The sequence below is a fragment of the Desulfoglaeba alkanexedens ALDC genome (assembly GCF_005377625.1).
GTDB classification, from domain to species: domain Bacteria; phylum Desulfobacterota; class Syntrophobacteria; order Syntrophobacterales; family DSM-9756; genus Desulfoglaeba; species Desulfoglaeba alkanexedens.
Map to the genome: position 1 here is coordinate 1,106,384 of NZ_CP040098.1, position 26,357 is coordinate 1,132,740.

The following is a 26,357-nucleotide window of genomic DNA, read 5'->3' on the forward strand; positions in this document are numbered from 1 at the left end:
AAGGTCTCCTCGCAATCCCGATCTGAAATCCACCCACGGCGAGAAATCCCCGCTCCGGCCATTCCAGGAAAGTAACTGTTCTCTACGCCTGATCAAACAATGCCACAGACAGGTCTTCTGCCAGAAAACGAGTATCGGTCTGCTTATAAAGCACTCCACCTATCGAGTCAAGCCAAGCTCGTCCGCTTGTGCACTCACCTCCGATTCCCGCTCGGCTACGTATCTTCTCAACAAATCGGGGTGACTGATTTTTTGCAGCAAGGTAACGGACTCCGGCTCCCGGATCGGGGTCCGGGACAGGTTTCGCCGGAATGACTGGGGGGTTGGGTTGTTTCGTCATTCCGGCGAAAGGCCGAATCCAGACGCTTTATCTTCAGTTATTGAAAGGAGACGAAATAGGACGAGGGCAAACCGGGAGCTCCATCGCTCCCGATCCACCCAAAGCCGATCCGTAGGCCCCGCCGGCCGTTACTGGGTTTGCTGCGGCGCCCCTTGGCCGCCGCCCCACCACGGACAACCCGGACCCATACCGTAGTGGCGCCCCCTCATGCCGCGGCCGTAACCGCCGCGGAAGCCGGCGTCCTCGGCCATCTGCCAAAGCTGTTGTCGCAACTCGTGGATTTCCTTGGTCAAGACCCCGATCTCAGCGGGATCGGAATCCGGCTGGTTCACCAGTTCATACCGCTGCTGTTGCTTTTCATAGAGCGACTGGCGAAGGGGTGCCGTTTCTTCGGCAAAGCGCCGACCTTCCGGGGTATCCGTCATCCAGCAGCTCCCCGGCCCCATGTGATAACCCCCTCCACCGTAAGGCCCTTGGGCACCAGCCTGAGCGCCCACAAAACCAACCAAAGCCACCAGTCCCAAGATCATGAGCACCTTCTTCATCACTTTTCTCCTTCCTCGTTTTTAGGAGTTTTCCTTTTCGGCCCTTTTCGGGTGCCGACAACGTTTGGCCCTACCTTGAGGCACATCCCGTGCCAAAGCCCGCTATGAACGCCTATCCATACGATCTCGTTGCCCTTTTCAGGATACCCCCCCTTCGCTGTCGCGAGAAGGGTGCCCGCACATGGATAATAATTACCCGGCATACCGAGAAAGGCGAAGCCCCTCCGGGTTCTTCTTATCCATGGCGGCCGATAAACGAAAATCGTCGACTTCCCGATGTTAAGAGCCTGTCCAAAAACAAGCTCATCAAAGTGGGTTCCGGGTTCCGGGTTCCTGTGGGAGCGGCGCCCTCGCCGCGATGAACAAATCCCAATGCCCCGCCCTATCGGCCCGGTTTTCCGTTATCGGACGCGATTGGGGCTTGCAATCGTCTACAGTATAGTGAAAAACCATGGGGGGCTGATCACCTGCCGAAGCACCTGGAGACAAGGAACCACCTTCGAAATCTTCTTTCCGGCGTCGAAGGAAAGGTCGAAAGCAGCCATGGCATCTGCATCCGAAGGATCTGATTTTCAAGGACAATTGGAAACCGTGCTGCTGGTTGACGACGAAGAGAGCCTCTTGGAAGTCAGCCAGCACATGCTGGAAGCCAGCGGCTATCGGACCCTCGCCGCGCGAAGCGGCGAAGAGGCGTTATCCCTTTTCGAAAAGGAAGGCTCCGGCATCGACGTGGTCCTCCTGGACCTCAACATGCCCGGCATGGGTGGCGCCCGGTGCCTGGAGGAAATCCTTCGGAAGGACCCCGGAGCCCGGATCATCGTTTCCACAGGCTACCTGGACGAACAGCAGATGCGGGGACTGCTTCAGACCGGCGCCGTGGGTTTTGTGGTCAAGCCTTACAAGTTCAAGGCCCTCCTCCAGCAGATCCGGGCCGTACTGGAAGATCGGCGGCGTTGACTTCAGCGCGGACCATGTTGCCGAAATGGCCTTTTGCCGGTAGAGTGGTTAAAACGGCAACAGAAATCCGCAAGACGCGTTTCCTATTTCGTTTTCCGTTACGAAACCGACAGGAAACCTCGCTTGGCAAACCTGTCTGTTCTACTTCACATCTCCGACCGGGACAAATAGACGTCAATTTTCCGTCTTATCGAACACTTCATTCAGACGGTACCTGCAAAGGATCTGCAGATCATCGTTTTGGCGGATGTCTTCGCGGGTGCCAAATCCATCGCCTGCAATCAGACGCTCCGGCAGCAGATGATCGATTTCACCGCGGCGTGCCATCGCATCCTCATCTGCGAAGAATAGCTCCGCTGCGTCAACATCAAGCCGGAAGCCCTCCCCGACTTCGTACACCCCGTCTCCAACGGCCTCCAGGAAATCCTCACCCGCACCACCCAAGCCTACCGGTACATCAAGGTGTGAATCTCCAAGGAATGATCCCACGATCTTTGAACAGAGGGGTTCAAAGCGATCTTCCCCTCAACAAGTCCCATCCCGATCTTCGGGGAAATCACAATGATGATTCGGGAGGTCATTGAATGCCTTTGAGGTGCGGCTAGAGCCCTTCGTCCAGGCGATCGGGGTGGCACCGGAACCAGTCCTTGAGGCTCCTCAGGACCCGCTCCACATCTTTCAGATGTTCCGTGCAGATCTGGTACAGTTCTTCGTGGGTCACTTCATGGTAGAAATGAACAAGCCGGTTTCGGTAGCCCGCCAGTGTTTGAAGAAGATCGGATTCCGGCGGAGCAAGCACACCGCACGCAGCCAATTGCCGAGCAATTTCCTTGTATTCGCTGGCCCCCACGGCGAAGCCTTTGGCGAGGATGTGACGGCCCAAGTCCAGCAGCGCCTCCAGGGCTCGCCGAAGACAGGATTCGGCTGCCCACACGTTTCTTCTGTCGGCGAAAAATGCCTCCCGGGATTCCAGGGGGAGGAGGCGGATTTCGCCGATCATCTTTTCAATCCAATGAATGCGGTCGGCGATGATTCGCTGCGAAAGGGTCCCCTCGGTCATGGGTCGGACTCCAGAATGAGGGCCAGCCGTTCCCGCTCCAGATGAGCGCAGTCACCGGCCCGCCGAAGGATGTAAAGATCGTATTCGTCGGCTGCATGGCCGTTTCCCGCATAGAGCCTTTCTCCCCGGATGATGTTTGCAGCGAGAAACGGGTCCACTTCCGGTAGAAAAACCAGATCCACACGAGAGACGCCGAAGAGATCCTCCAAAGCGAGAGCCAGTTCCACCTTTCTTCGAACCGGGAAATCAGCCTCCGGATGGGGCTTGACGCCTAGATCCAGGTCCGAAGGGCCCCGCGACAGGCTTTCCCGCTTCCCCTGGACCCATTCCCAGGCTTCCCGACCGCGGCTTCCAAAAGCGTAGAGGATCTGAACGTCATAGGATTGACATAAGAACGCCAGGCGCGTCAGTCGGTCCGCCTTACCGGCGTCAATTTCCGGCACGCGAGTTTCTTTGCGACCGTTTGGGAGTTGGCGCTCGCCCATGGTCCTCCTTCAAACTGAACACAAAGATTTTACGCCTTCCTTCGTATCTTCTCAAGAATAACCCCCATGACCCTGTGGGGTCACAACGAAGCTGGAACCTCCCTGCTTAAGCCAGGAGGCTTCAGTATAACGGCTACCGTCCTGAGCAGAACAAATGGTAACGGATGCTGTAAACTTGATCCTGTCAAACGTTATCCGCAAACGATATCAGGTCGTTGTCTCTCCTATTCACTTCAGGGAAATCACTGACATCCCTGACGCCGTTGAGCGGCTGCAACTGCAATTGCTGTTGGGTGCAGATCTTTTGAAACGAAAGCGCGAAGAAGGGGTCACAACGAAGCATGAAAATTGCTTCTTGTTCCCAAGCTCCAGCTTGGGAACGCCCTCATGGGTACCGAAGCTGGAGCTTCTCCCCAGTTATGTTCCCAAGCTGGAGCTTGGGAACGAGGGGAAACGGAGCTGATGCGCTTGCTGCTTCAAGGCCATCTGGATCTACCTCATACGGTCACCCTGGATGTCGTTCTAAAAGATCCGCACCCAATGAAAAACCATGGGGGCTGATCACCTGCCGAAGCACCTGGGGACAAGGAACCACCTTCGAAATCTTCTTTCCGGCGTCGAAGGAAAGGTCGAAAGCAGCCATGGCACCTGCATCGGATTCGAAAAGGAAGGCTCCGGCATCGACGTGGTCCTCCTGGACCTCAACATGCCCGGCATGGGTGGCGCCCGGTGCCTGGAGGAAATCCTCCGGAAGGACCCCGGAGCCCGGATCATCGTTTCCACAGGCTACTTGGACAAACAGCAGATGCGGGGACTGCTTCAGACCGGCGCCGTGGGTTTTGTGGTCAAGCCTTACAAGTTCAAGGCCGTCCTCCAGCAGATCCGGGCCGTACTGGAAGATCGGCGGCGTTGACTTCAGCGCGGACCATGTTGCCGAAAACGTCTTTTGCCGGTAAGAAGCTGTCTGAGAATACCCTTGTTCTGTGCGACAGGCTTTCCTGCTTCCCCTGGACCCATTCCCAGGCTTCCCGACCGTGGCTTCTAAAAGCGTAGAGGATCTGAACGTCATAGGATTGACACAAGGACGCCAGGCGCGTCAGTCGGTCGGCCTTTCCGGCGTCACTTTCCGGCACCCGAGTTTCTTTGTGACCGTTTGGGAATTGGCGCTTCGCCATGGTCCTCCTTCAAACTGAACACAAAAATTTGGTGGTGTTCTAAAGTGGAGACCTTAAGCAAAAAGGTTTACGAAGGTCAAAAAATCCCCCTCTCCCTTGATGGGAGAGGGTTGGGGTGAGGGTGAGACAATTAACGTATGTCAATCAGTTGCATTCCCCTCCCCTTAATCCCCTCCCACAAGGGGAGGGGAAATAGAACTTGGCATCAAATATTAGGTCTATTATTTCTACGCTACCAATAGCTTAAGCCTGGAGGCTCCAGTATAACGGCTACCTTCAAGTTCAATCGGATCCGACCTCGGATGCAGTCGACTTACGACTTGAAGGCTCGATTCACGTGATGACCGGTGGGGAATTTCTCACTGAAATTTTGATTTAAGTTTTCGACGAGAAGTTCCGAAAAACTAGGCAAGGAAACAAAAAACCAACAAACGCGGGCAACATCGGGGGCGACACAGGAGGACGCCCGGGCCCCACCGGAAACGGAATTCGGGACGGAAAGACGGAAAATAAAAGCCTGTCGGCGGGAAGGCCGGCAAAAACCGGAAAACCAAGGAGGAAAAGATCATGGCATTGACCATCAACACCAATGTCGCGTCACTGAACGCCCAGAGAAACCTGGGGCAAACCCAGAACCTGCTGAACCAATCCCTGCAGCGGCTCTCATCGGGCCTTCGCATCAACAGCGCAAAGGACGACGCCGCGGGGCTGGGGATTTCAAACCGGATGGATTCCCAGGTCCGCGGTCTGAACCAAGCGGTGAGAAATGCCAACGACGGCATTTCCCTGGCCCAGACCGCTGAGGGCGGGCTGCAGGAGTACACCAACATCCTGCAGCGCATGAGGGAGCTGGCCGTGCAGTCGGTGAACGATTCGAACACTTCCACCGACCGGGCCAGCCTCAACGCGGAAGTCACTCAACTGAAAGCGGAGCTTGACCGTCTTGTTGCTACCACCTCCTTCAACGGCAAGAAGCTCTTCGACGGCACATTCAGCGCACAGGCTTTTCAGGTGGGGTCCGAATCCGGCCAGACTATTTCATTCAGTATTGACAGCGCCAAAACTACCGCTTTGGGCGCGTATGCCTCCGCTGTCGGAGGACAATCAGTGATCGATGCTGCTGATGCTCTATACACCTACACGGGTGTCAGCGCCACTTCAAGCGATGGATCGAACATCAATATTACCGTTGGCGCCGAAACCAAAAACGTTATCGCTTCGGCCGCTGTAACCGGCGTAAACGGTGCCACGGCGGACAGCGCTTACGCCAAGGCCATTGCCGTAAACCAGTCCGGATTCACGGATCTGACGGCCGAAGCCCAGGCAACGACCTTCACGGGCCTCACCACCACGGGCATTTCTTTAACCGGAGCTACTGATGATGGTACAGGAGATGCTGGCAATTCGACTTATTCGCTTTCGATCAACACAGTCGCGATCTATGAAACACAGACGATTTCTGGCGGTGGAACCTTTGAAAAAACTGTCGATGAATTGGTAGCAGACATCAACGCCAAAACGGCTGCTCACGGTGTGGTAGCGTACAACAACAGCGGTACCCTGAAGCTGACGGCTTCAGACGGCAGAAACATCTTCGTCGATGAAAATTTCAATGGAGCCACAGCAGGTACTGGAGGTACTGCTTCTACACTGGACACCGCGTTTCGAACAAGTCAAGAAACAGGTGCCGGCGCTCCTGATGATATTGAAAAAACAGTCCGCGGAGCCATCAAGCTCACTTCGAATGACACCATCACCTTCAACTCTGGCGCTGATATTCTTGGCTTCGCGGGTACTGAAAGCGGCCTTAATTCCGCCAACAACGGCGTTATTTCGTCCGTGGACATCAGCACGCAAAGCGGTGCGACCCAGGCCATCCTGAATATCGACTCGGCGCTTTCCGCCATTGACAGCAGCCGGTCGAATTTGGGCGCCATCCAGAACCGCTTCGGATCGACCATCGCCAACTTGCAGAATGTCTCTGAAAATGTGTCCGCCGCCCGATCCCGGATCCTGGACGCGGACTTCGCCGCCGAAACCGCTGCTTTGACCAGGGCTCAGATCATGCAACAGGCAGGCGTCGCCATGCTGGCCCAGGCCAACCAGCTCCCCCAGGCGGTGCTCTCCCTGCTCCAGGGATAACGGCAAACCGGCGCCCGCGCGGCCGAATGGAGATTCGATTTCATCGTCGGGCAGGCGGGACCAACCGCCTCAACGGGCCCCGGAAAAGCTTCCGGGGCCTTTTTTATCCGCCGGGTGAAATCGGCATTCAAGTTTTCCGGCAAACCGCCGATATAATAAACAGCGGAACCGGGCGCCCCCGGGCAAGAATCCGCCGAACCTTGAACATTGAACCTTGATGCCTTCGTAAAAAAATCCGAATTGTCATCCCGAGCGCAGCGAGGGATCTCTTTGAAAAACGAAAGGTATAATAATAGCAGATGCTTGAGATTCCTCGTTGCAAGCTCCTCGGAATGACAATGGCTGTTTTCGGCTTTTTTACGACGTTATCAATCTTGAACCTCAAGCGGGGGAGGAAACGGCCATGAGCATTTCCGTCGGAGGGCTCATATCCGGTCTCGACACCAACAGCATGATCAACCAGATGCTGGAAATCCAGCAGCGGCCCATCGCGATCCTCCAGAACCGGGAGGCCGCCTATCAGGTGGAACTGACCGCCTACGGCAATCTGAAGAGCGCCCTGAGCGGCCTGAAAACCGCCCTGGAAGGCCTCGATTCCACGAGCGAACTGACCCGCTTTTCCGCCGCCTCGGCCGATCCGGACCTTTTCACCGCGTCCGCCGGCGAAACCGCCGCCGCCGGCACCTACGATATCCGGGTGCAGCAACTGGCCACGGTTCACAAGCTGACCAGCGGGGCTTTTTCCGAGAATGAACCCGTCGGGGAGGGGATCCTCCACCTCAGGCTGGGCGACGGCGCGACGGCCGATATCGCCGTCGGCGCCGGCGACACGATCCAGGACGTGGCCCAAGCCATAAACGATGCGGATGCCGGGGTGCGGGCCGCGGTGGTCTTTGACGGAACCAACTATTTTCTTACGTTGGCCGGCCGGGAAACGGGAGCGCAAAACGTCATCCGGCTCACCGCTACGGACACCGGCGACGGCAATGACACCGATGCCAGCGGACTTTCCAGGTTGGTGTACGATCAGGGGGTTACGGAGAACCTGTCCAACACCCGGGCGGCCGCCGATGCGATCATCTCGGTGGACGGGGTGACCGATATCCACCGCGGCGGCAACAGTTTCGACGACGTCATCCAGGGCGTCACCCTCAACCTGCTCTCGGCCCCGGCGGCCCCCGGCAATGAAGCGACCCTGACGGTCAGCAGGGATAAGGCCGCCGTGGCCGCCAAGATTGAAACTTTCGTCGAGGCTTACAACAAGGCCGTCGAGGCGATCGACTCCGCCCAGGCCTACGATGCGGAAACCGGGCAGGCGGGGGTCCTGATGGGCGATGCCACCACCAACGGGATCCGCCGCCGCCTGGCCGACGAAATCGCCGGCACGGTTTCCGGGGTTGGACCGTTCAGCAGCCTGGCCGACCTCGGCATCTCCCTCGACAGCGAAGGACGACTGAAAATCGACAATTCGGTCCTTGACGACGCCCTCGACAATCATTTCGAAGACGTGCTCAAATTTTTCGCCCAACCCGCCGTGGGAACGGAAGGCTTTGCCGGACGCCTGATCGATACCCTGGATCGGATGCTCGATCCCAGGGATGGCACCCTCACTGTGCGAACCGAGGGCATTCAGTCCAGCATAGAGGACATCGCCGAGCAGATCGAACGTATGGAACTGCGCAACCAGGCGTGGGAAACGCGGACCAGGGCCCAATTCAACGCCCTGGAAACCCTCTTGGCCGAGTACCAGACCACCGGCGAGTATCTGACCCAGCAGATCGTAGGCCTGCAGAATCTCAACAACTTCATATCGAACCGGTAATCCGTTGACCGCCGGTGGAAATGTTTTAAACCAACGCTCCGAATACAGAAAGGGTTGTTCGATGACACACACGGGATATGCCGGCTACCGCAAGGTAATGGTCGAAACGGTTCAGAAGAAGGAAGAAATCCTGCTGCTACTCTATGAAGAAGCTATCGCCGCCCTGAACATGGCGCGGCGGGGGATTCTGGAAAACAAGCCCAGGCTCAAGGGGGAGAAGGTCTCCAGGGCCTTGAAGATCCTCACGGAACTCGAATGCGCCCTGGACAGGGACAAGGGCGCGGAACTGGCCGAAAACCTGGCCGCCCTGTACCGCTATTCGATCCATCGGGTCACCATTGCGAATATCCACAACGATCCCGATGCCCTGCAAGAGGCCGAAAAACTATTATCCGAATTGTACGAAGGCTTCAAATTCGCGGCACGGCAGAAGCCACTGGTCTTGGACCGCAATTCCCACGCGGGATCGATGGAGCGGACGACAATTGCTGTCTCAGCCCCATGAAACGCTTTACCGGCGGCTGGTGGAGATCAGCGCCAAGATCGAAACCGCCCTGGAAAACGACGATGCCGGGGCGTTGGCGAACCTGGCCGGGGAACACAGGGCGGTGATGGACGCGCTGGGCCGCGCGGGGCAGCCGCGGGACCCGGGATTGCTCGAGACGGTCACCAGTGCCCATGAGCGGGTCACTTCCGCCATTGAGGCCATCCGTCGCCGGCGGGATGAGCTGGGCCGACAACTCGGTATGCGGGCACGGAAAAAAAGGGCCATATCGGTGTACGGCAGTCTTGACAAAATCGTGAAAAATCATCACTCCACTTGAAACAGGTCATCGTCGATGCCTTCGTAAAAAATTCGAATTGTCATCCCGAGCGCAGCGAGGAATCTCGTCCTAAAAGGAATCTCTTCGTAAAAGCAAATGTTAATGATAGCTGATGTTTGAGATTCGTCGTGGCAAGCTCCTCGGAATGACAACGGCTGTTTTCGAGTTTTTTGCGACGTTGGCATCGTTGCCTGCCGTGCAAAGGGAGGCGAAATGTAAGTTTAAAGTTAGTACAGCTCCAGACAATTAAGTGGCCACTATGCAGCAGTCTTCAATTGGTGAACATAAGCCTGGAGCTTGGGAACAAGGGGGAAGGCTTGCGCCGATCCATGGGGAAGGATTTCAGTGAGTGGCTGGTCGTCCTTGCGGCGGCCGCAGAAAGCACGTACCGGCGTCTGAACGTCCGCCGGGATGAAATCGACAAAAGCCTGCATGAGTTGCGAAAGAAGCAGAGGGCGCTCAAGGCTTACCGCTTCTCGTGAGGCCTCTGCGCCGATGAGACCGGGTTGAATTTTCTTGCATCTCTTCCCCTGCGGGCTATAATGGTTACTTCGAAAAAAGACGCAGAATTGGAGGATCCATGAAGAAAGACATTCATCCGGCATACTACGAAACGGTCATTCGCTGTGCTTGCGGGAACGAAATCCGTACGGGGTCCACCCGCCAGGACATCCGCGTGGAAATCTGTTCCAAGTGCCATCCGTTTTTCACCGGAAAGCAGAAGCTGGTGGACAGCGGAGGCCGCATCGAGCGCTTCCTGAAGAAGTACGAGAAGTACCAGAATCAGCAAAGCCAGGCCCAGGAAAAACCATAACTCTTGGACCGCCGCTTTGACGACACCCGGGGTTTCGACCCCGGTTTTTTTTGCCGGTCGACCGGAGAGAAGCAGCCGCTCCTACAACGACCTTCATCGCGGCCAAGGCCGCCCTTACAGGCACAAGGAACATCAGGACCCCATTTTCATGAGCTTGTTTTGCTTCTTGTTCCCAAGCTCCAGCTTGGGAACACAACTGTGCAGAAGCTCCAGCTTCGGTGAGCCTGTTCCCAAGCCAGAGCTTGGGAACGAGGAGAAAGACCACTTCGAGATCCTGGCGAGCTCCCTAGAAAGACAGCGCGTTTCAGCTGTAGCAGGAGGGAAGCTGGAGCTTCCCGGGCAGGGCGTTCCCAAGCTGGAGCTTGGGAACGAGGGGAAACGGAGCTGATGCGCTTGCTGCTTCAAGGCCATCTGGATCTACCTCAGAGGGTCACCCTGGATGTTGTTCTAAAAGATCTGCACCCATTCAGAATATTTGAGTTGCAGGTGCACCGAGAAACACCATGTATGAACGATTGGCGACGGTAGAGCAGCGCTTCGAGGAACTGGAAGATCTTCTGGCCAAGCCCGATGTCTTCGCCGACCCGCAGCAGTACCAGCGGCTGGCTAAGGAACATGCGGAGCTTTCGCCCATCGTGGAAGCCTATCGACGCCGCCGGAAGCTCGAACACGAATTGGAAGAAAATCAAGAACTCGCCCGCCACGAACCTGACCCTGAGATGAGGGCTCTTGCTCGGGAAGAAGTGACGCGGATACGAGAAGCCATCGCGGCCACGGAGCGGGATCTCCGGGTCATGCTTCTTCCCAAAGATCCCAACGACGAAAAGAACGTGATTCTGGAAATCCGGGCGGGCACCGGAGGTGACGAAGCCGCGCTTTTCGCCGCGGACCTTTTCCGGATGTATTCGCGCTATGCCGAAGAACGCGGCTGGCGGGTGGAGGTGCTCGACAGCCACCCCACGGGAATCGGCGGGTTCAAGGAGATCGTGGCCGCCGTCAACGGGAGGGGAGCCTTCAGCCGGCTGAAGTTCGAGCGCGGAGTGCACCGTGTGCAGCGCATCCCGGCGACGGAAAGTCAGGGGCGCATTCACACCTCCGCCGTGACCGTGGCCGTCCTTCCCGAAGCCGAAGACGTGGACGTTCAGATCGATCCCAGCGACCTCAGGATCGACGTGTACCGGTCTTCGGGCCCAGGGGGGCAGAGCGTCAACACCACCGATTCGGCGGTCCGTATCACGCACCTGCCCACGGGGCTGGTGGTCATCTGCCAGGACGAAAAATCTCAACACAAGAACAAGGCGAAAGCCCTGAAGGTTCTCCGGGCGCGGCTTCTCGACATCATGCAAAGCGAACAGGATGCGAAGATCGCCCAAGACCGAAAGAACCAGGTAGGCTCGGGCGACCGCAGCGAGCGGATCCGCACCTATAACTTCCCGCAAAACCGCGTCACCGATCACCGGATCAACCTGACCCTCTACAAGCTGGAAAGCGTTCTGGGCGGGAATCTGGATGAACTGATCGACCCTCTCATCGCCTGCTCCCAGGCTGAAGCGCTGAAAGACGGCTGAGAGGTCGAAGGCCGGGAGCTGTTCGTTCTCATGTCCGAAACGTGGACCGTCTTGAAGGTCCTCCAGTGGACCACCGAATACTTTTTCCAAAAGGGGCTGGACCAGCCTCGTTCCGACGCTGAAGTGCTCTTGGCCCACGCCTTGAACCTCGAACGCATCCAACTGTACCTGCGCCACGATCAGCCTCTGTCTGAATCCGAGCTGGCCCGTTACCGGGAGATGATCCGCCGGCGGGCGTCGCGCGAGCCGACGCAGTATATCACGGGCAAACAAGAATTCTGGTCGCTGGAGTTCGAAGTGGGCCCTTCGGTCCTTGTGCCTCGTCCCGAAACGGAAGTGCTCGTGGAGAGGGTCCTGGAGGCGGGGACGGCGGATGGAGCGCGAGTGCTGGACGTGGGGACAGGTTCCGGCGCCATCGCCGTGGCGTTGGCCCGCGAGCGGCCGGCCTGGACGATCGTGGCGACCGACGTTTCCCTGAAGGCCCTGCTGACGGCTCGGAAGAACATCGAACGGCACGGGGTCTCGGACAGGGTGTTCCTGGTTGCAGGCAGACTGCTCGGGTTCATGGCACCCGAACGTGCCGGGTTCGACCTCATCGTGAGCAATCCTCCCTATGTGGCTTCAAAGGACCTGCCGAAACTCCCGCCGGAGGTTCGCGACCACGAGCCTCTCACGGCTTTGGAGGGTGGCGGCGCCGAAGGGGCGGGCACACTCTTTGCCATTCTGGAGCAGGCGCCACGTTATTTGAAACCCGGGGGGCATGTCTTTGTCGAGTTCGGTTCAGATCAAAAGGACGTCCTGGTTCGGTGGATGGAAGCTGCCGGCGGTTATGAGGCCTTCGAGGTTTTCGAGGATTACGCCGGCCTGCCGCGGATTCTTCACGCTCGAAGCAAAAGGTAGAACTTTGCTGCGGCGCGGCCCGCCGCCGCCCGGGCACTTCACGCAAGCCGAATGAAGAAAGGATCACTGTGGATAAATTGGTGATCGAGGGAGGTCGTCCCCTGGAAGGCGAAGTGGTTATCAGCGGTGCCAAGAATTCGGCACTTCCCCTCATGGCGGCAAGCCTCCTCGCCCCCGGGCGCCACCGCTATCAAAACGTCCCCGAACTGCGGGACATCCGAACCATGGAACGACTGTTGGCTCACATGGGCGCCGACTCGGGGCGGGAAAACGATGGAATGCTTGTCATCGACACTTCCCGCGTGCACCTTCCCGAGGCCCCTTACGAGCTGGTAAAAACCATGCGGGCGTCCGTTCTGGTACTGGGACCGCTGGTCGCTCGATTCGGGCGGGCGCGGGTGTCGCTTCCCGGGGGCTGCGCCATCGGGGCTCGGCCCATCAACCTGCACATCAAAGGCTTGGAACGCCTGGGAGCGGTCGTCGAACTCGACCAGGGCTACGTAACCGCTTCCGCCGAAAAGCTGCGCGGGACGACTGTCACCTTCGACGTGGTGACGGTGACGGGGACCGAAAACCTGATGATGGCCGCCTCGCTGGCCGAGGGACGGACGATCCTCGAAAACGCGGCGCGGGAACCCGAAGTGGCCGACCTGGCGGCGTATCTCACCAGCATGGGAGCCCGCATCCAAGGCGTGGGAACTCCGGAAATCGTGATCGACGGCGTTTCCGAACTGCGCCCTGGAACCCATACGGTGATCCCTGATCGCATCGAAACGGGCACCTACGCGCTCGCCGCCGCCATCACCGGCGGCCGGCTGAAGATCCGCCGCTGCCGGCCGGATCATTTGGAAACCGTACTCCGAAAGCTGGAAGCTGCGGGAGTGACGGTTCAGAAGGCCGGCGACACGCTGGAGGTGGAAGCGGCAAACGGGATCAAAAGTGTGGATGTCAAGACCTGGCCCTATCCCGGATTTCCCACCGACATGCAGGCCCAATTCATGGCCCTCATGACCCTGGGGCGCGGAACCAGTGTCATCACCGAGCAGATTTTCGAAAACCGTTTCATGCATGTGAGCGAATTGCGCCGGCTGGGCGCCGACATTGGTTTGGACGGGCGGAGCGCCGTGGTCCGAGGGGTACCGCGACTTTCGGCGGCGCCTGTTATGGCCACCGATCTGCGGGCCTCCGCTTCACTGGTCCTGGCAGGGCTGGCGGCGACCGGCGCGACCCATGTGAGTCGAATCTACCACCTGGATCGAGGTTACGAAAGGCTGGACCAGAAACTCCGGCAGGTGGGCGCGAAAATCCGGCGCGAGAAAGAATAGCTGCGGGGACAACCGGCCATGAAAGAAGCGGTCCGGCAATTGACGGCACGGCTTCTTGCGCTTCTCGCGGTGTTGTTTGCGGTGGGCATGGCAATGGATCGGTTCATGCCGCGGGAGGTATCCCCTCCGGCAGCCCTCGCCTCCGGAATCACGGCACTCGGCCTCGCGGCAGCGTTGGGCCTGGCGAAAAGACAGCACGCCTTCCGGTGGACCCTCTGCCTGGTGGCGCTGCTGGCGGGATTGGCCAACGCCCGCGTTCACGCCCCAGCGCTTCCCGCACCTCAAAGCCTCCAGCCTTACCTCCATCGCTCCGACACACTTTTCGAAGCCACCATCGACGGCCCGCCGGACTTCCAGCCCGAAAGGATCAAGATTCCGCTCCGCCTTCACCGCGCCATCCTGGACGGCGTCGGCCATCCGGTGGACGGGCGGGTCAACCTCACGGTGAAGGCACCCCGGGAGCAATGGCTCAACGGCGAACGACTCCTGGCCCGAATGACCCTCAAACCGTTGCACAGTTTCCAGAACCCCGGCGGCTACGATTACGTTCTCGCCCAGGCTCGGAAGGGGATTTTCGCCCGGGCGTATCTTCCCAACGACCGACGCATGCTGCGAATCATCCCGATGGACACTGGGCTGATCGAAGGCGTCGGCACGGAACTCGCGCGCCGGATCGATCGCTTCCGCCAAGAGGCACGCCGGTGGCTGCGGGAACGCCTGGACGCCCACACCCATGCACTCTACGAAGCCTTACTTTTGGGTTACCGGCATGAAATCGACCCGGCGAGCAACGAGCTCCTTCAGCGGGCCGGAGTGATGCATCTTCTGGCTATTTCCGGGCTTCACCTCGGCCTGGTGGGGTTCGCCGCCCACTGGACGACTCGATGGGGCCTCCGCCTATTGGCACCGGCATGGCTTCAATTCTACCCTGACCGGCACCTGGCCCTCCTGGCCGCCCTCCCGGCCGTCCTCTTTTACGCGCTGGTGAGCGGCCTCGCTCTGCCCACATGGCGAGCGCTCATCATGGCGGTCTTTGCGGCCGCGGCGACGCTCACCTACCGGAAGGCCGACGGCTTCAGCCTGTTGGGAGCGGCGGCTGTTCTTGTCCTGCTCCTTTTCCCGGAAAGCCTCTGGGAGGCTTCCTTCCAGCTATCCTTCGGAGCGGTGGCGGGAATCCTATGGATCCACCCCAAGCTCCACCGCGTTCCATCCAAACATGAAACAAATTCCTGGAAAAGGTGGATCCAAGGGCTTCTACGGCCCTTCGTCGAGGCTTTCAAGCTTTCGATTGCGGCGACTGTCTTTATTTTCCCGCTCCTCGCCTACCATTTCCACGGAATTTCGCCGGCTGGATTCATCGCCAACGCACTGCTCGTACCGCTGGTGGGAACCGTGGTGTTGCCCCTGGGTCTTCTGAGCGTCGCCTTGTTTCCGGTTCTTGAAACTCCCGCCTCTTGGGTCCTGGCGGCTGGAGCGGTGAGCCTCGACGCCGTCTGGAGCGTGATTTCCTTTCTGGGCCGGTTGTCCTGGAGCTACCTCTGGGTGGGAAACGTTCCCCTGGTGGTGATCGCAGGGTTTTACGCTTTGCTTGGTATCTTCCTCGCACCGCTGAATCGCCGGCACAAAGCAACGGCCGCGGCGTGCATCGCTTTCGCCCTTCTGATCTTCGGACTGCTGGACTCTCTTTCCGCAAATAACCGATTCCGGGGCAGACTGGTGGTCACCGCCGTCGACGTCGGCCAAGGGAGCTCCACGCTCGTTCAGTTCCCCCTCGGCACCACGCTGCTCGTTGACGGCGGCGGCTTTTTCGACGATTCCTTCGACGTGGGCCGCCATGTGCTGGCACCGTTTCTCTGGCACCAAGGAATCCGAAAAATCGACGTCGTGGCCCTCTCCCACGATCATCCCGATCATCGAAACGGGCTCCGATTCATTCTGTCCCACTTCAAGGTGGGCCGCTACTGGGAAGGCCCTCTTCCCGACACGGGCGAAGATCCGCGCGCGCTTTCGCCTCTGGCAAGACGCCGGGGCGTTTTCGAGGAAAAGTTGACCGCCGAAGTTCCGGACCGCGAGATCGACGGCTGCCGCGTACGCATTCTTCATCCTTCGACCGAATACCTCAACCACCGCTGGGACGGCAGGGATCTCAACCGCGTTTCCCTCGTGATCGCCGTGGATTTCGGGCAGACTTCGGTGCTGATCCCGGGGGATATCGATGCTTCCGTCGAGGCGCTGTTGCCTCAGCCGCCGGATTCCGTGAAAAAGACTCTTCTCCTTGCGCCCCACCACGGAAGCGCTTCGTCAAGCAGCGAAAACCTTCTCGATCGCCAACGAGTGACCGAGGCGATCGTTTCCTGCGGCTTCGACAACCGTTTCGGGTTTCCCGCTCCCGCCGTTATGGAAAGATTCCGGAACCGCGGGATCGCCGTCCACCGGACGGACCAGGAAGGAGCCATACGGGCGGTTTCCGACGGTACGGTATGGGTCATTGAGGCGATGATCGGCGAAGACTGACTTTCGTCGGATGATATCATCGGTGGGCGCGAAAGGAACACCTTCACAGCTGTTGGGGCGGCAGGCCATGGACAAAAAAAGGCAGGACCGGAAACCGGCCCTGCCTTTGGGATCACAAGCCTTCAGGCGTTAGATGCGGCGAACGTTTGCCGCTTGGACGCCCTTGGGGGACTGCTCGACGTCGAGCGTTACCCGATCCATCTCGGCCAAGCTCTTGTAGCCTTCACCCGAGATGGCGCTGAAATGGACAAACACGTCGCCGTGCGATTCCGTTTCGATAAAGCCGTAACCCTTCTTGTCATTGAACCATTTTACTCGACCTTCTACCATAGTGAACCTTCTCCTTTGATTGTTGCGTACTGCTTGTCGGGTGTTACTTTGGAACTTTACATGAGAAACCGCTTCACCAGGTAGCAAGATCGATTTCTTGGCGAATCCAAAAGTACCGTCCCAACTCGCCGCACTCAAGTTTAAGTGTGCTTCCTTGTATCAGGCATCGTGAAAGAAGGCAAGAGAAAAAGTTACTGAAAAACGATCCGACCGAAAAAAAAATCGGGTGCAGATCTTTTGCTTCTTGTTCCCAAGCCAGAGCATGGGAACGAGGGGATATTTGATGCCAAACTCTAATTCCCCTCCCCTTGTGGGAGGGGAATAAGGGGAGGGGTGAGAGGGGGATTTTTTGACCTTCGTTAGCCTTTCTGCTTAAGGTCTCCACTTTAGAACGCCACCAAAAATCTTCGAGTTGTCCTGGGAAGCGCCGCACCTTCACTTCCAAGCGACCCTTCAAGATAGCGTGCCTACAAATGCATATCCCGCTTATGAAAAAGCGGGATATGGTATCCGTTGTCAAAACTGACGGCCTCGTAACGAGGGCTTCTTCCGTCCAAACGGCTGAATCCGGCCGGCCCAACCAGAACGCACCGCCCCTGGTTCCTGGCTACTTCGCTGTTTCAGGATGGAAAACGTTCACATCCTTCAGGTCGTCCCGGAGATATTCCCTCTCATTGGGGCCGAGAATCCCCAGGGACAGCGCGATAAGCGTCCAGAGATGCACCACGCCGTAATGTCCCCCGTAATGATCGCTCAATTCATGGATCTGCGAATGGCAGTTGTGGCATGCCGCAATACAATAGTCCGCCCCGGTGGCCTTGATCTGCTTATCTTTAATGCGCCCGTAAGCCAGCCGTTGTTCTTTGTAGCCCGCCTGCAAGGAGCCTCCCCCGCCGCCGCAGCAATAATTATTGGACCGGTTGGGATACATGTCGATGAAATTCTCTTCACCGACCACAGCCTTCACCACGTACCTCAAATCCTCCGCGATAGGATCCCCGAAGGCTTTGCGCACGATCTGGCACGGATCCTGGACGGTAAACTTGAGTTTCAGGTCCTTGTTCCAGTCGCTGTTTACCTTCAGTTTCCCTTCACGTATCCACTTTGCGTAATATTCGTAGATATTTTTAACAACAAAATTATGAGGAATGTTGAATTTTTTCAGTCCTGCCAGGACCGAGTAGGTTACGTGGCCTCATTCCGTGTTGAGAAAGATCTTGCACCCCAGTTCGTCCGCCTGTTTCGCTGCGGTGGTCGTCACATGCTTCCAGGCGTCGTCGTCAGCAAGGAACATGCAGTAATTTTCCCCGCCCCATCCTTTGGAGCCGTAGGTCCAGTCCGCCCCGACGAGATGCAGAATTTTCCACAGCGGAACCATCTCGTCCGGTTCGGTCACGGGTTCACGGGAGTTCTGGTTCAAAAAGAATTCAGCCCCCTTCTTATCGATCGGGGCCTCCATATCGGCGAATTCGGGCTGCGCCTCCCGGTACTCTTCGAGAACGTCTTCGACAACGAATTTAAAGTCATCAGGACTTGCACCCATAGCCGAACAGCTCTCATTACGCAGGGCCATGTCACAGGAACGCTTGATCCCGTCCGGCCTGGCTTCCCTCGGCCAGGTTCTCCTTGCCTGGTAAACCATCCCGGGAATATCCACGTTCATAGGGCAGGCATATTGACATCGCATGCACATCGTGCACATCCACACCCAGGGTGTGGTTGTCACCTCTTCGTCCATCCCCAACACGATCATTCTTACGAATTTCCGGGGATCCATGCCCTCAAGCCCGGTGGCGGGGCAGCCACTGGCGCATGCTCCGCAGGTAAGGCAAAGATTAAGATTTCCCTGCGGCAAAAGTCCTTTAACCTTTTCCCGAAATTCGCCTTTGAGTTTGCTCGGATTGATAGCCTCTTCCGCCATAGATTTCTCCTCCGTAGATTTCAGCGTAAAAAAACGGTTCGCACCCCGCCTACGATAAGAAACCGGTGGGGATCGCTATGGGGATCGGCATCGGTATTGACGTTAACCCCGCCGCTTTTTCGACCTCGATACCGATCCCGACGCCGACAGGGCTATAAAACAACTCTAAACCCGGGGGTTCATTCGGCCCCTGGTTCGGTCTTAGACCTTTGACCTGCTGATCCTCGGGATCATTTCGATCCCTGACCCTGCACCCTGGATTCTATTAAACGTTTGCTTTGTTTAGCTTCATTTTACACCAAAGTCAACGCCCAAACACAGCCGCGAACGAAACGGCTCACACCGCCTGCGGATCACTCCTATTCCGGCATGAAGGGAAGGCCGTCCATTTCGGGCATCAGGTCCGCTTGGATCTTCTCCAGAAGAGCCGGCAGTTCTTCCCTGCTACAGAAGAGCACTTCACCGGAGCGCCGCACCTTCACTTCCAACCGCCCCTGCTTCAGTCCGCGCTGACTCACCACCACCCGGATTGGAATGCCCAGCAGATCGGCGTCTTTGAGTTTCACTCCAGGCGATTCATCCCGATCGTCGTAGAGCACTTCCCACCGGCTGGTAAGTTCCCGGTACAGTTCTTCGGCCGCCTGATCCACATCGGTCTTTTTCCCGAGGGTCGTGATCACGATCTGGAAAGGCGCGATGGTGAGCGGCCAGATGATGCCCGCTTCATCGTGCCATTGTTCGACGGCGGAAGCCATGAGCCGTTCCACTCCGATGCCGTAACATCCCATGATCACGGGGCGGTTTTCGCCGTCAGCATCCAGGTAGGTCACGTCCATGGCATCGGGTGCGGTGTATTTGGTACCCAGCTTGAACGTGTGCCCCAGTTCGATGCCTTTTCGGATGGTCAGTTTTCCCCGACCGCAGGCGGTGCAGGTATCGCCGTCGCGAACCTCGGCGATGTCCACCTTCTCCGGGGCATGGAAGTCCCGGCCGCAAAGCACGTTCTTGAGGTGCACGTCCACCTGGTTGCCGCCGGCGACATAAAGGGTTCCGTCGTCCACGGAACTGTCGACCACCACGCGCACCGTTCCCGGCTCGAGCCCCACGGGGGACAGGAAACCCCCGTGGAGTCTCTTTTCGGCGAGGGCTTCTTCCGGCGCCAAATCCAGTCGCACCGCCTTCAGGTGGTTGGCTAACTTGGTCGGTGAAATATTGAAATCGCCTCGCACCACGGCCAGGACCAATTCTCCGTCCGCATCGTAGGCCACCGTCTTGAGGAAGTGTTCCTCGGAAATTTTGAAAAAATCCATGAGCTGCGCGATGGTCTTGATTCCCGGGGTCGGGACTTTCTCCATCGGAGGCGGTGTGCCGGGCGGGTCCTGGCGTCGTGGTTTGAGGCCCGTCGCTTTCTCCATATTGGCGCGGTAATCGCACTGGCTGCACACCACGAACCGGTCTTCGCCGCTGGGGGATTCCAGCATGAACTCGTGGGAACCGGTCCCCCCCATGATCCCCGGGTCCGCTTCGATGGGTACGGCCGTAACGCCGCAACGGGCGAAGATTCTGAGATACGCGTTGTAAATCCTGGGATAGTAGGCGTCCAGATCCTCGAAGTCGGGATGGAAACTGTAGCCGTCCTTCATGAAGAATTCGCGTACCCGAAGCAGGCCGGCCCTGGGCCGCGCTTCGTCTCGGATCTTGGTCTGGATTTGGTAGAGCATCACCGGGAGATCGCGATAGGAACGTAGGAATTTCTTGGCGATGTCGGTGATGATTTCCTCGTGGGTCATGGCCAGCACGAATTCCCGGTCCCGCCGATCGCGGATGCGCCAGAGTTCCTGGCCGATATGGTAGTAGCGCTTGGTGGCCTTCCACAGTTCGGCCGGGTTCAAAACCGGAAGAGTCACCTCGATTCCGTCGATGGCGTTCAATTCGGCTCGCAGAATGTTTTTGATCTTTTCGGCCACTCTATGCCCCAGGGGGAGCAGGGAGTAGACGCCGGCCGCCGCAGGGTAAATGAAGCAACCCCGCAGCAGCAGGATGTGCGAAGGGGTTTCGGCTTCCTTGGGCACTTCATAGAGCGTATGGACAAAATATCTCGAATAGCGCATCCACCGCACCTCCCGTGTTGAGTTCCCGCTCAACGTATTTTCATGTTCTGGGACAGGATTCCGGATTGGACCGTTTCCGATGGTTTTTTTTAGAAGGCCGGAATCTAGCACGCAGCCTTCTTCCCTCACAACCTCAAAACGCAACCGAAAAAGGACTTGGCGGACGGAGACCGCAGCTGTTATGAGATTCACTGCTGCAAGGTGACGATAAGCACGAACCGGAAACCAGGGAGGATGGGTGCCGAGCGCCGGACCCTTTGGAAACTCTAGAGGCCTTTCACCCCATAGGAACGAACCATGAACCGAAGACCGACCGGTCCCGGCACGTCGGATTCCTCCGAAGCCCCCCGTTCACCGGCGACCTGGGATCTCGAGACCTTTCGCAAAAACCTGGAAGAACACATCGAAATGTTGCGGGAAGACGAGGAAACCACCGTCCCGCCCGAGCGCCTCATGCTGCAGCTTGAACATGACTCCGAATTCCTGGAAATCGTCAGGAACTGGGAGCGGCTGGAAGAAGCTCGACGCACCGACGCGTGGAAACGCGCGTTGGCGATCGCCGATAAGCATGCTCGGGAAGTAGTCCCCGTCTGCCTCCGTTGCGGCGAATGCTGCCGCCAGGGAAGCCCCACCCTCCACCTGGAAGACTTGGAACTGCTGAAGGCCGGAAAAATTCCCTGGGACGCCCTGGTTACCCTGCGCCGGGGCGAACCGGTCCATTCGCCTTTCCAGGAAAGGCTTTTCTTTCTGCTCGACGAACGCATCAAAATCCGAGAAAAGCCGGGATCTCATACGTGCCTGTTTCTGGAAGACGGCGGATCGGACTGCACCATTTACGACGACCGCCCGCTCCAATGCCGGGCCCAGGCCTGCTGGGATCCGACACAAGCCAGAGAACTGGCCGAACAGCCCTACCTCAGGCGGGCCGACCTGTTCGCGGATGTGGAACTCCTTTATGAACTCATCGCCGAGCACGACCGCCGCTGTGCCTTCGACAGGCTCAGGGACGCCTTTGAACGCCTGGATCAAACCAAGGGTGAATCAGCCGGAGAAGTTCTGGAACTCATCGCCTATGAAGAACATTTCCGGGGGTTTCTTCAAAAAAAGCTGAATATTCCTCAAGAAACCATGCCGCTCGTTTTCGGCCGGAGCTTTGCCGAACTTACGGCCCTCTTCGGCTTTCGCGTGGAGACCCGGCCGGACGGCACAAGGGTGCTTATTGCCGAATCCGCCTGATCGACCCACCATGATTCCTGCAGTGTGGAGCATGGGAACACAGGGGCCCCCCATCACCCCATAAGCGCTGAGTTGTTTTTGCCCGGTATCGACCGGAAAAAATGAACATCGAACATTGAACGTCCAACATCGAATGGTGAATGGGTGCGGATCTTTTAGAACGACATCCAGGGTGACCCTCTGAGGTAGATCCAGATGGCCTTGAAGCAGCAAGCGCATCAGCTCCGTTTCCCCTTGTTCCCAAGCTCCAGCTTGGGAACAAGGTGGATGGTGGAGATTGGGAACAAGGTCAAAAAATCCCCCTCTCCCTTGATGGGAGAGGGTTGGGGTGAGGGTGAGAAAATTAACGTATGTCAATCAGTTACATTCCCCTCCCCTTAATCCCCTCCCACAAGGGGAGGGGAAATAGAATTCCCCTCGTTCCCAAGCTCTGGCTTGGGTACGGCGTCATGGGAACCGAAGCTGGAGCTTCTGCACACTTGTGTTCCCAAGCTGGAGCTTGGGAACAAGAAGCAAAAGATCTGCACCCAATGGTGAATGGGAAATGAACATCGAACATTGAACGTCCAACATCGAATGGTGAATGGGAAATGAACATCGAACATTGAACGCCCAACATCGAATGGTGAATGGGAAATGAACATCGAACATTGAACGCCCAACATCGAATGGTGAATGGGAAATGAACATCGAACATTGAACGTCCAACATCGAATGGTGAATGGGAAATGAACATCGAACATTTCCATCGTTCCCAAGCTCCAGCTTGGGAACGCCCTGCGAGGGAAGCTCCAGCTTCCCTCCTGCTACAGCTGAAACGCGCTGTCTTTCTAGGGATCTCGCCAGGATCTCGAAGTGGTCTTTCCCTTCGTTCTCAAGCTCTGGCTTGGAAACGGCCTCACCGAAGCTGGAGCTTCTGCACAGTTGTGTTCCCAATCTGGAGCTTGGGAACAAGAAACAACCCGGTTTTTCATTCGATGTTGAACGTTCAATGTTCGATGTTCGACGTTCATCTTTAAAAACAACCCAATGGCATAAATGCAACCCGGTTTCCCTTCGTTCCCAAGCTCTGGCTTGGAAACGGCCTCACCGAAGCTGGAGCTTCTGCACGGTTGTGTTCCCAATCTGGAGCTTGGGAACAAGAAACAACCCGGTTTTTCATTCGATGTTGAACGTTCAATGTTCGATGTTCGACGTTCATCTTTAAAAACAACGCAATGGCATAAATGCAACCCGGTTTCCCCTCGTTCCTAATCTGGATCTTGGGAACGAGGAAAAGGCTCACCTCCGCCCCGAAAGTCAGCGCTTTCCTCAGGCGAACCTCGTGTGTTAAGGTTCCAATCATCTCCAGGGCCGACAGGACGCGCGACCATACCCGTCAGTGGCTTTCGAAACGTGCCCCCAGCGGCAATGGACCGAAAAAACGGCCCCGGCAAGGGCCTGACCCCGCGCTTTTCCAAACTTGGTTTTGATGGCCATCCAGGAACCCATAATGAGGAGGTGTCGTTATGACCCACGAACGCTCCACCGGATCCTTTCCACGCCGCACGTTCCTGCAGGGAGCCGTGGCCGGGGCCGCCGTTCTGGCCGCACAGGGCGTCTTCCGCCCCGCCTTCGCCGTAGCCGCGACCGGCGAAGAAGCCGTGTTCAAGCTTCCTTCGCTCCCCTACCCGGAAGACGCGCTGGAACCTTTCGTCTCCGCCCGCACCCTTTCTTTTCATTACGGCAAACATCATCAAGGCTACGTGAACAATCTGAACAATCTGGTGAAGGGCAAAGCCTTTGAGCGGATGTCCTTGGAAGAGGTCATCGTGAAGACGGCCGGCGATTCAGGCCAAGCCTCCGTTTTCAATAACGCCGCTCAAGTGTGGAACCATACCTTTTACTGGAACTCCATGCAAAAGGATGGCGGCGGGCCGCCTCAGGGACCGGTCGCCGCAAAGATCAGCGAGGCTTTCGGCAGCTACGAAAACTTCAGGAAGGAATTCGCGAAAGCGGCGGCCACCGTCTTCGGAAGCGGATGGGCCTGGCTCGTGTTGGAAAACGGCAAATTGAAGATCACCCAAACCTCCAATGCCGACACGCCGGCGGCCCATGGCCAAAAGGCGGTCCTCACCATTGACGTGTGGGAACACGCCTACTACCTGGATTACCAGAACCAGCGCGTCGACTACATCCAGACCTTCCTGGATCATCTGCTGAACTGGGACTTCGTGGCTCAAAACCTGGAGTAAATGCGACTCGCCGTCCTGTCCGACATCCATGGAAACCTGGAAGCGTTCCAGGAAGTGTTGAAAGACCTCGATGCCCTGCGTCCGGATCGGGTGGTCTGCCTGGGAGATGCCGTGGGCTACGGTCCGGACCCGGACGCTGTGCTGGAGATCATTGTCCGCAGACGAATCCCGTGTGTCATGGGAAACCACGAACTGGGCCTGATCGATCCGCGCACGCTGAGCTGGTTCAACGCGTCCGCACGACGTTCCCTTGAAATCACGCGCACCTTGCTCCCGCCGGAAAGGTTCGATGAAATCCGTTCCTGGAAGCGCGCGCTCCGGCAGGACGGTGCGCTATTCGTCCACGGCTGTCCCCCCGACAACGTGCACCGTTATCTCATCGAGTTTACCAAAGATGAGCTCCCGAACCTCTTCGATCAGTTCGAAGAGGACATCTGCTTCGTGGGTCACACCCACCTGCTGGAACTGGTTTCGTGGAACGGAAAGGCGCTTCGCGTGACTCCACTGGCGCTCGGCGAAACCCGCCTGGAAGAAGGATACCGGCACATAGTGAACGTGGGCAGCGTGGGTCAGCCGAGAGACGGCACCAATTCCGCCAAGTATGTGATTTGGGACAGGGAACGACAAGCGCTGGAAGTGCGCGGCGTGCCCTACGACATCCGAACTACGGCGGAAAAAATCCTGCGGATCGGCCTTCCTTCCATCAACGCCGTGCGGTTGTGGTAGTCAGACAAACCTCTTGCCGGTGGGTTGCCTTTTTTATAGCTTTGAGTTCTTCCGTTCTCCAAGACCAGCGTCAAATCGCCGAGACGGCGGGGGTCGTTACGGAAGGCATTTGTGGAACGGCATCGACTGATTGAGGTTTTTCATGGAAAGCGGGCTTGCGCCGAAAACGCCGGCATTGGATACACGTGAGGAGGACCAGAGGCTTACCTGGTTCAGCCGGGCGCGGCGGCTTGTGATCAAGATTGGAAGCGCTGTGCTCACGGGCCCCAGGGGCTTGAACCGCGTGGTGCTTCACCGTCTTTCGGACCAGATCGCCGAACTTCGTGAGAAAGGCCGCGAAGTGGTGATCGTCTCTTCCGGGGCCGTAGCTTCCGGCGTCCGCAAGGTGGGCCTATCTGAGCGGCCTCGTACGATCCCCCAGAAACAGGCGACGGCCGCCGTCGGGCAGACGGTCCTCATGCAGGCATGGGAAGATGCCTTCGATAAGTTCGATTTCCTTACGGCTCAAGTGCTTCTGACCAGCGAGGATCTGGTTCAGCGTCACCGTTACCTGAACGCCCGGAACACGCTGCAGACCCTCCTGAACTGGGGGATCATCCCGGTGATCAATGAAAACGACACGGTAGTGGTGGAAGAGATCAAGTTCGGGGACAACGATCAGCTGTCGGCCCTCATCGCCGGACTCATCGGGGCGGACCTGGTGATCAACCTCACCGACACGGCGGGACTCTTCGACTGCGACCCGCGCTCCCATGCGGACGCCCACCTGATTCGGGTCGTCCACGGCGTGGACAGCCGGCTTCTAGCGTGCGCCACGCCCGAGCCGGGTTCCGTGGGGACGGGCGGCATGCTGAGCAAGCTGAACGCGGCCAAGAAGTGCCTGGCATCCGGTATTCCCATGGTGATCGCACCGGGGAAGGAACGCGACGTGCTCCTGAGGCTGTTCGAAGGGGAAAGCCTGGGAACCCTTTTCGTCCCGCAAAAGCGGGTATACTCAGGAAAAAAGCTGTGGCTGGCGAACCTTTCGAAGCCCTTGGGCGAACTGATACTCGACGAGGGTGCGGCAAAGGCGCTGACCAACGCGGGAAAATCGCTTCTTCCCATCGGAATCCGCGAAGTTCGAGGACATTTCGGCGTGGGGGCTCCGGTCCGGTGTGTCGATGAAGCCGGGCAACTGATCGGCATCGGGCTCACCAATTACAAGTCCAGCGAGATCGAAAAAATCAAGGGCCGCCACAGCGAGGAAATCGAGGCGCTCATCGGTTACAGACATTCGGACGAGGTGATCCACCGGGACAACTTTGTCCTGGCGGACGAAGCGTGAAGGA

General features: G+C 57.8%; 23 protein-coding genes. 16 read left to right on the plus strand and 7 right to left on the minus strand.

The genetic code is table 11. The features are described from left to right. Positions 1 to 468 precede the first annotated feature (468 nt). On the minus strand, positions 469 to 885 hold the full coding sequence (locus FDQ92_RS05270; RefSeq protein ID WP_137423608.1) for a hypothetical protein: 417 nt from the start codon (positions 883 to 885) through the stop codon (positions 469 to 471). A 543-nt stretch (positions 886 to 1,428) separates the two neighbouring features. Between FDQ92_RS05270 and FDQ92_RS15175 the strand changes: the two genes are divergently transcribed. After that, a complete protein-coding gene (locus FDQ92_RS15175) occupies positions 1,429 to 1,842 on the plus strand; it encodes a response regulator (RefSeq protein WP_170180203.1) in 414 nt (137 codons plus the stop codon). 174 nt (positions 1,843 to 2,016) lie between these two features. Here the strand turns inward: FDQ92_RS15175 and FDQ92_RS05280 are convergent, their stop codons facing one another. The 3 genes from FDQ92_RS05280 to FDQ92_RS05290 all read right to left on the minus strand — a co-directional run bounded on the left by FDQ92_RS05280 (position 2,017) and on the right by FDQ92_RS05290 (position 3,345). Next, on the minus strand, positions 2,017 to 2,241 hold the full coding sequence (locus FDQ92_RS05280) for a hypothetical protein (protein WP_137423610.1): 225 nt from the start codon (positions 2,239 to 2,241) through the stop codon (positions 2,017 to 2,019). Positions 2,242 to 2,443: 202 nt separating this feature from the next. Continuing rightward, the gene (gene hepT / locus FDQ92_RS05285) at positions 2,444 to 2,902 is read right to left on the minus strand and encodes a type VII toxin-antitoxin system HepT family RNase toxin (protein ID WP_137423611.1); all 459 of its coding nucleotides are present in this window, start codon (positions 2,900 to 2,902) and stop codon (positions 2,444 to 2,446) included. After that, positions 2,899 to 3,345, minus strand: a complete 447-nt coding sequence (locus FDQ92_RS05290; protein ID WP_137423612.1) for a nucleotidyltransferase domain-containing protein — start codon at positions 3,343 to 3,345, stop codon at positions 2,899 to 2,901. Before FDQ92_RS05290 ends, hepT begins: the two co-directional genes overlap by 4 nt. 592 nt (positions 3,346 to 3,937) lie before the next feature. Between FDQ92_RS05290 and FDQ92_RS05300 the strand changes: the two genes are divergently transcribed. The 11 genes from FDQ92_RS05300 (at position 3,938) to FDQ92_RS05345 (ending at position 16,471) form a co-directional block, all read left to right on the plus strand. After that, a complete protein-coding gene (locus FDQ92_RS05300) occupies positions 3,938 to 4,300 on the plus strand; it encodes a response regulator (RefSeq protein ID WP_137423614.1) in 363 nt (120 codons plus the stop codon). 829 nt (positions 4,301 to 5,129) lie between these two features. Beyond that, entirely contained in the window at positions 5,130 to 6,704 is a 1,575-nt protein-coding gene (locus tag FDQ92_RS05305; protein WP_137423615.1) for a flagellin N-terminal helical domain-containing protein, read from the plus strand. A gap of 403 nt (positions 6,705 to 7,107) precedes the next feature. Then, complete coding sequence (gene fliD / locus FDQ92_RS05310; RefSeq protein WP_137423616.1) at positions 7,108 to 8,526, plus strand: flagellar filament capping protein FliD; 1,419 nt, start codon at positions 7,108 to 7,110, stop codon at positions 8,524 to 8,526. Positions 8,527 to 8,587: 61 nt separating this feature from the next. Beyond that, complete coding sequence (gene fliS / locus FDQ92_RS05315; protein WP_137423617.1) at positions 8,588 to 9,031, plus strand: flagellar export chaperone FliS; 444 nt, start codon at positions 8,588 to 8,590, stop codon at positions 9,029 to 9,031. Then, positions 9,012 to 9,350 carry a hypothetical protein gene (locus tag FDQ92_RS05320; RefSeq protein WP_137423618.1) on the plus strand — a complete coding sequence of 113 codons (339 nt, stop codon included), beginning with the start codon at positions 9,012 to 9,014 and terminating at the stop codon, positions 9,348 to 9,350. Before fliS ends, FDQ92_RS05320 begins: the two co-directional genes overlap by 20 nt. A 317-nt stretch (positions 9,351 to 9,667) precedes the next feature. Then, on the plus strand, positions 9,668 to 9,832 hold the full coding sequence (locus tag FDQ92_RS15180; protein WP_170180204.1) for a hypothetical protein: 165 nt from the start codon (positions 9,668 to 9,670) through the stop codon (positions 9,830 to 9,832). A gap of 98 nt (positions 9,833 to 9,930) precedes the next feature. After that, positions 9,931 to 10,164 (plus strand): 50S ribosomal protein L31, encoded by a 234-nt coding sequence (gene rpmE / locus FDQ92_RS05325; protein WP_137423619.1) that lies wholly within the window; start codon positions 9,931 to 9,933, stop codon positions 10,162 to 10,164. A gap of 503 nt (positions 10,165 to 10,667) precedes the next feature. Beyond that, a complete protein-coding gene (gene prfA / locus FDQ92_RS05330; protein WP_137423620.1) occupies positions 10,668 to 11,732 on the plus strand; it encodes a peptide chain release factor 1 in 1,065 nt (354 codons plus the stop codon). A gap of 30 nt (positions 11,733 to 11,762) precedes the next feature. After that, complete coding sequence (prmC, locus tag FDQ92_RS05335) at positions 11,763 to 12,632, plus strand: peptide chain release factor N(5)-glutamine methyltransferase (protein WP_137423621.1); 870 nt, start codon at positions 11,763 to 11,765, stop codon at positions 12,630 to 12,632. A 68-nt stretch (positions 12,633 to 12,700) separates the two neighbouring features. Further along, positions 12,701 to 13,957 (plus strand): UDP-N-acetylglucosamine 1-carboxyvinyltransferase, encoded by a 1,257-nt coding sequence (gene murA, locus FDQ92_RS05340; RefSeq protein ID WP_137423622.1) that lies wholly within the window; start codon positions 12,701 to 12,703, stop codon positions 13,955 to 13,957. Between the two features lie 18 nt (positions 13,958 to 13,975). Further along, positions 13,976 to 16,471: a DNA internalization-related competence protein ComEC/Rec2 gene (locus FDQ92_RS05345; RefSeq protein WP_137423623.1), complete on the plus strand. Its 2,496-nt coding sequence runs from the start codon at positions 13,976 to 13,978 to the stop codon at positions 16,469 to 16,471. 129 nt (positions 16,472 to 16,600) lie between these two features. Here FDQ92_RS05345 and FDQ92_RS05350 read toward each other — a convergent pair whose 3' ends face one another. From FDQ92_RS05350 to FDQ92_RS05360, 3 genes are all read right to left on the minus strand, one after another. Continuing rightward, positions 16,601 to 16,801 (minus strand): cold-shock protein, encoded by a 201-nt coding sequence (locus FDQ92_RS05350; RefSeq protein WP_137423624.1) that lies wholly within the window; start codon positions 16,799 to 16,801, stop codon positions 16,601 to 16,603. A gap of 607 nt (positions 16,802 to 17,408) precedes the next feature. Continuing rightward, positions 17,409 to 18,722 (minus strand): (Fe-S)-binding protein, encoded by a 1,314-nt coding sequence (locus FDQ92_RS15900; RefSeq protein ID WP_137423625.1) that lies wholly within the window; start codon positions 18,720 to 18,722, stop codon positions 17,409 to 17,411. A 359-nt stretch (positions 18,723 to 19,081) separates the two neighbouring features. Beyond that, positions 19,082 to 20,833, minus strand: a complete 1,752-nt coding sequence (locus FDQ92_RS05360; protein ID WP_137423626.1) for a proline--tRNA ligase — start codon at positions 20,831 to 20,833, stop codon at positions 19,082 to 19,084. A gap of 297 nt (positions 20,834 to 21,130) precedes the next feature. Between FDQ92_RS05360 and FDQ92_RS05365 the strand changes: the two genes are divergently transcribed. The 4 genes from FDQ92_RS05365 (at position 21,131) to proB (ending at position 26,353) form a co-directional block, all read left to right on the plus strand. Continuing rightward, entirely contained in the window at positions 21,131 to 22,069 is a 939-nt protein-coding gene (locus tag FDQ92_RS05365; RefSeq protein ID WP_137423627.1) for a YkgJ family cysteine cluster protein, read from the plus strand. Between the two features lie 1,508 nt (positions 22,070 to 23,577). Beyond that, positions 23,578 to 24,303: a superoxide dismutase gene (locus FDQ92_RS05370; RefSeq protein ID WP_137423628.1), complete on the plus strand. Its 726-nt coding sequence runs from the start codon at positions 23,578 to 23,580 to the stop codon at positions 24,301 to 24,303. Further along, positions 24,304 to 25,029, plus strand: a complete 726-nt coding sequence (locus FDQ92_RS05375) for a metallophosphoesterase family protein (RefSeq protein ID WP_137423629.1) — start codon at positions 24,304 to 24,306, stop codon at positions 25,027 to 25,029. Positions 25,030 to 25,171: 142 nt separating this feature from the next. Continuing rightward, a complete protein-coding gene (proB, locus tag FDQ92_RS05380; protein ID WP_137423630.1) occupies positions 25,172 to 26,353 on the plus strand; it encodes a glutamate 5-kinase in 1,182 nt (393 codons plus the stop codon). Positions 26,354 to 26,357: the final 4 nt, after the last annotated feature.

Excerpts from the sequence above, each read along its gene's own strand:
- FDQ92_RS05370 (WP_137423628.1), top strand. The coding sequence starts at position 23,578 with ATGACCCACGAACGCTCCACCGGATCCTTTCCACGCCGCACGTTCCTG.
- FDQ92_RS05365 (WP_137423627.1), top strand. The coding sequence starts at position 21,131 with ATGAACCGAAGACCGACCGGTCCCGGCACGTCGGATTCCTCCGAAGCC.
- hepT (WP_137423611.1), bottom strand. The coding sequence starts at position 2,902 with ATGACCGAGGGGACCCTTTCGCAGCGAATCATCGCCGACCGCATTCAT.
- FDQ92_RS05360 (WP_137423626.1), bottom strand. The coding sequence starts at position 20,833 with ATGCGCTATTCGAGATATTTTGTCCATACGCTCTATGAAGTGCCCAAG.
- fliS (WP_137423617.1), top strand. The coding sequence starts at position 8,588 with ATGACACACACGGGATATGCCGGCTACCGCAAGGTAATGGTCGAAACG.
- FDQ92_RS05350 (WP_137423624.1), bottom strand. The coding sequence starts at position 16,801 with ATGGTAGAAGGTCGAGTAAAATGGTTCAATGACAAGAAGGGTTACGGC.
- FDQ92_RS05300 (WP_137423614.1), top strand. The coding sequence starts at position 3,938 with ATGGGGGCTGATCACCTGCCGAAGCACCTGGGGACAAGGAACCACCTT.
- FDQ92_RS05345 (WP_137423623.1), top strand. The coding sequence starts at position 13,976 with ATGAAAGAAGCGGTCCGGCAATTGACGGCACGGCTTCTTGCGCTTCTC.
- proB (WP_137423630.1), top strand. The coding sequence starts at position 25,172 with ATGGAAAGCGGGCTTGCGCCGAAAACGCCGGCATTGGATACACGTGAG.
- rpmE (WP_137423619.1), top strand. The coding sequence starts at position 9,931 with ATGAAGAAAGACATTCATCCGGCATACTACGAAACGGTCATTCGCTGT.
- prfA (WP_137423620.1), top strand. The coding sequence starts at position 10,668 with ATGTATGAACGATTGGCGACGGTAGAGCAGCGCTTCGAGGAACTGGAA.
- FDQ92_RS05375 (WP_137423629.1), top strand. The coding sequence starts at position 24,304 with ATGCGACTCGCCGTCCTGTCCGACATCCATGGAAACCTGGAAGCGTTC.
- FDQ92_RS15175 (WP_170180203.1), top strand. The coding sequence starts at position 1,429 with ATGGCATCTGCATCCGAAGGATCTGATTTTCAAGGACAATTGGAAACC.
- fliD (WP_137423616.1), top strand. The coding sequence starts at position 7,108 with ATGAGCATTTCCGTCGGAGGGCTCATATCCGGTCTCGACACCAACAGC.
- prmC (WP_137423621.1), top strand. The coding sequence starts at position 11,763 with ATGTCCGAAACGTGGACCGTCTTGAAGGTCCTCCAGTGGACCACCGAA.
- FDQ92_RS05305 (WP_137423615.1), top strand. The coding sequence starts at position 5,130 with ATGGCATTGACCATCAACACCAATGTCGCGTCACTGAACGCCCAGAGA.
- FDQ92_RS05270 (WP_137423608.1), bottom strand. The coding sequence starts at position 885 with ATGAAGAAGGTGCTCATGATCTTGGGACTGGTGGCTTTGGTTGGTTTT.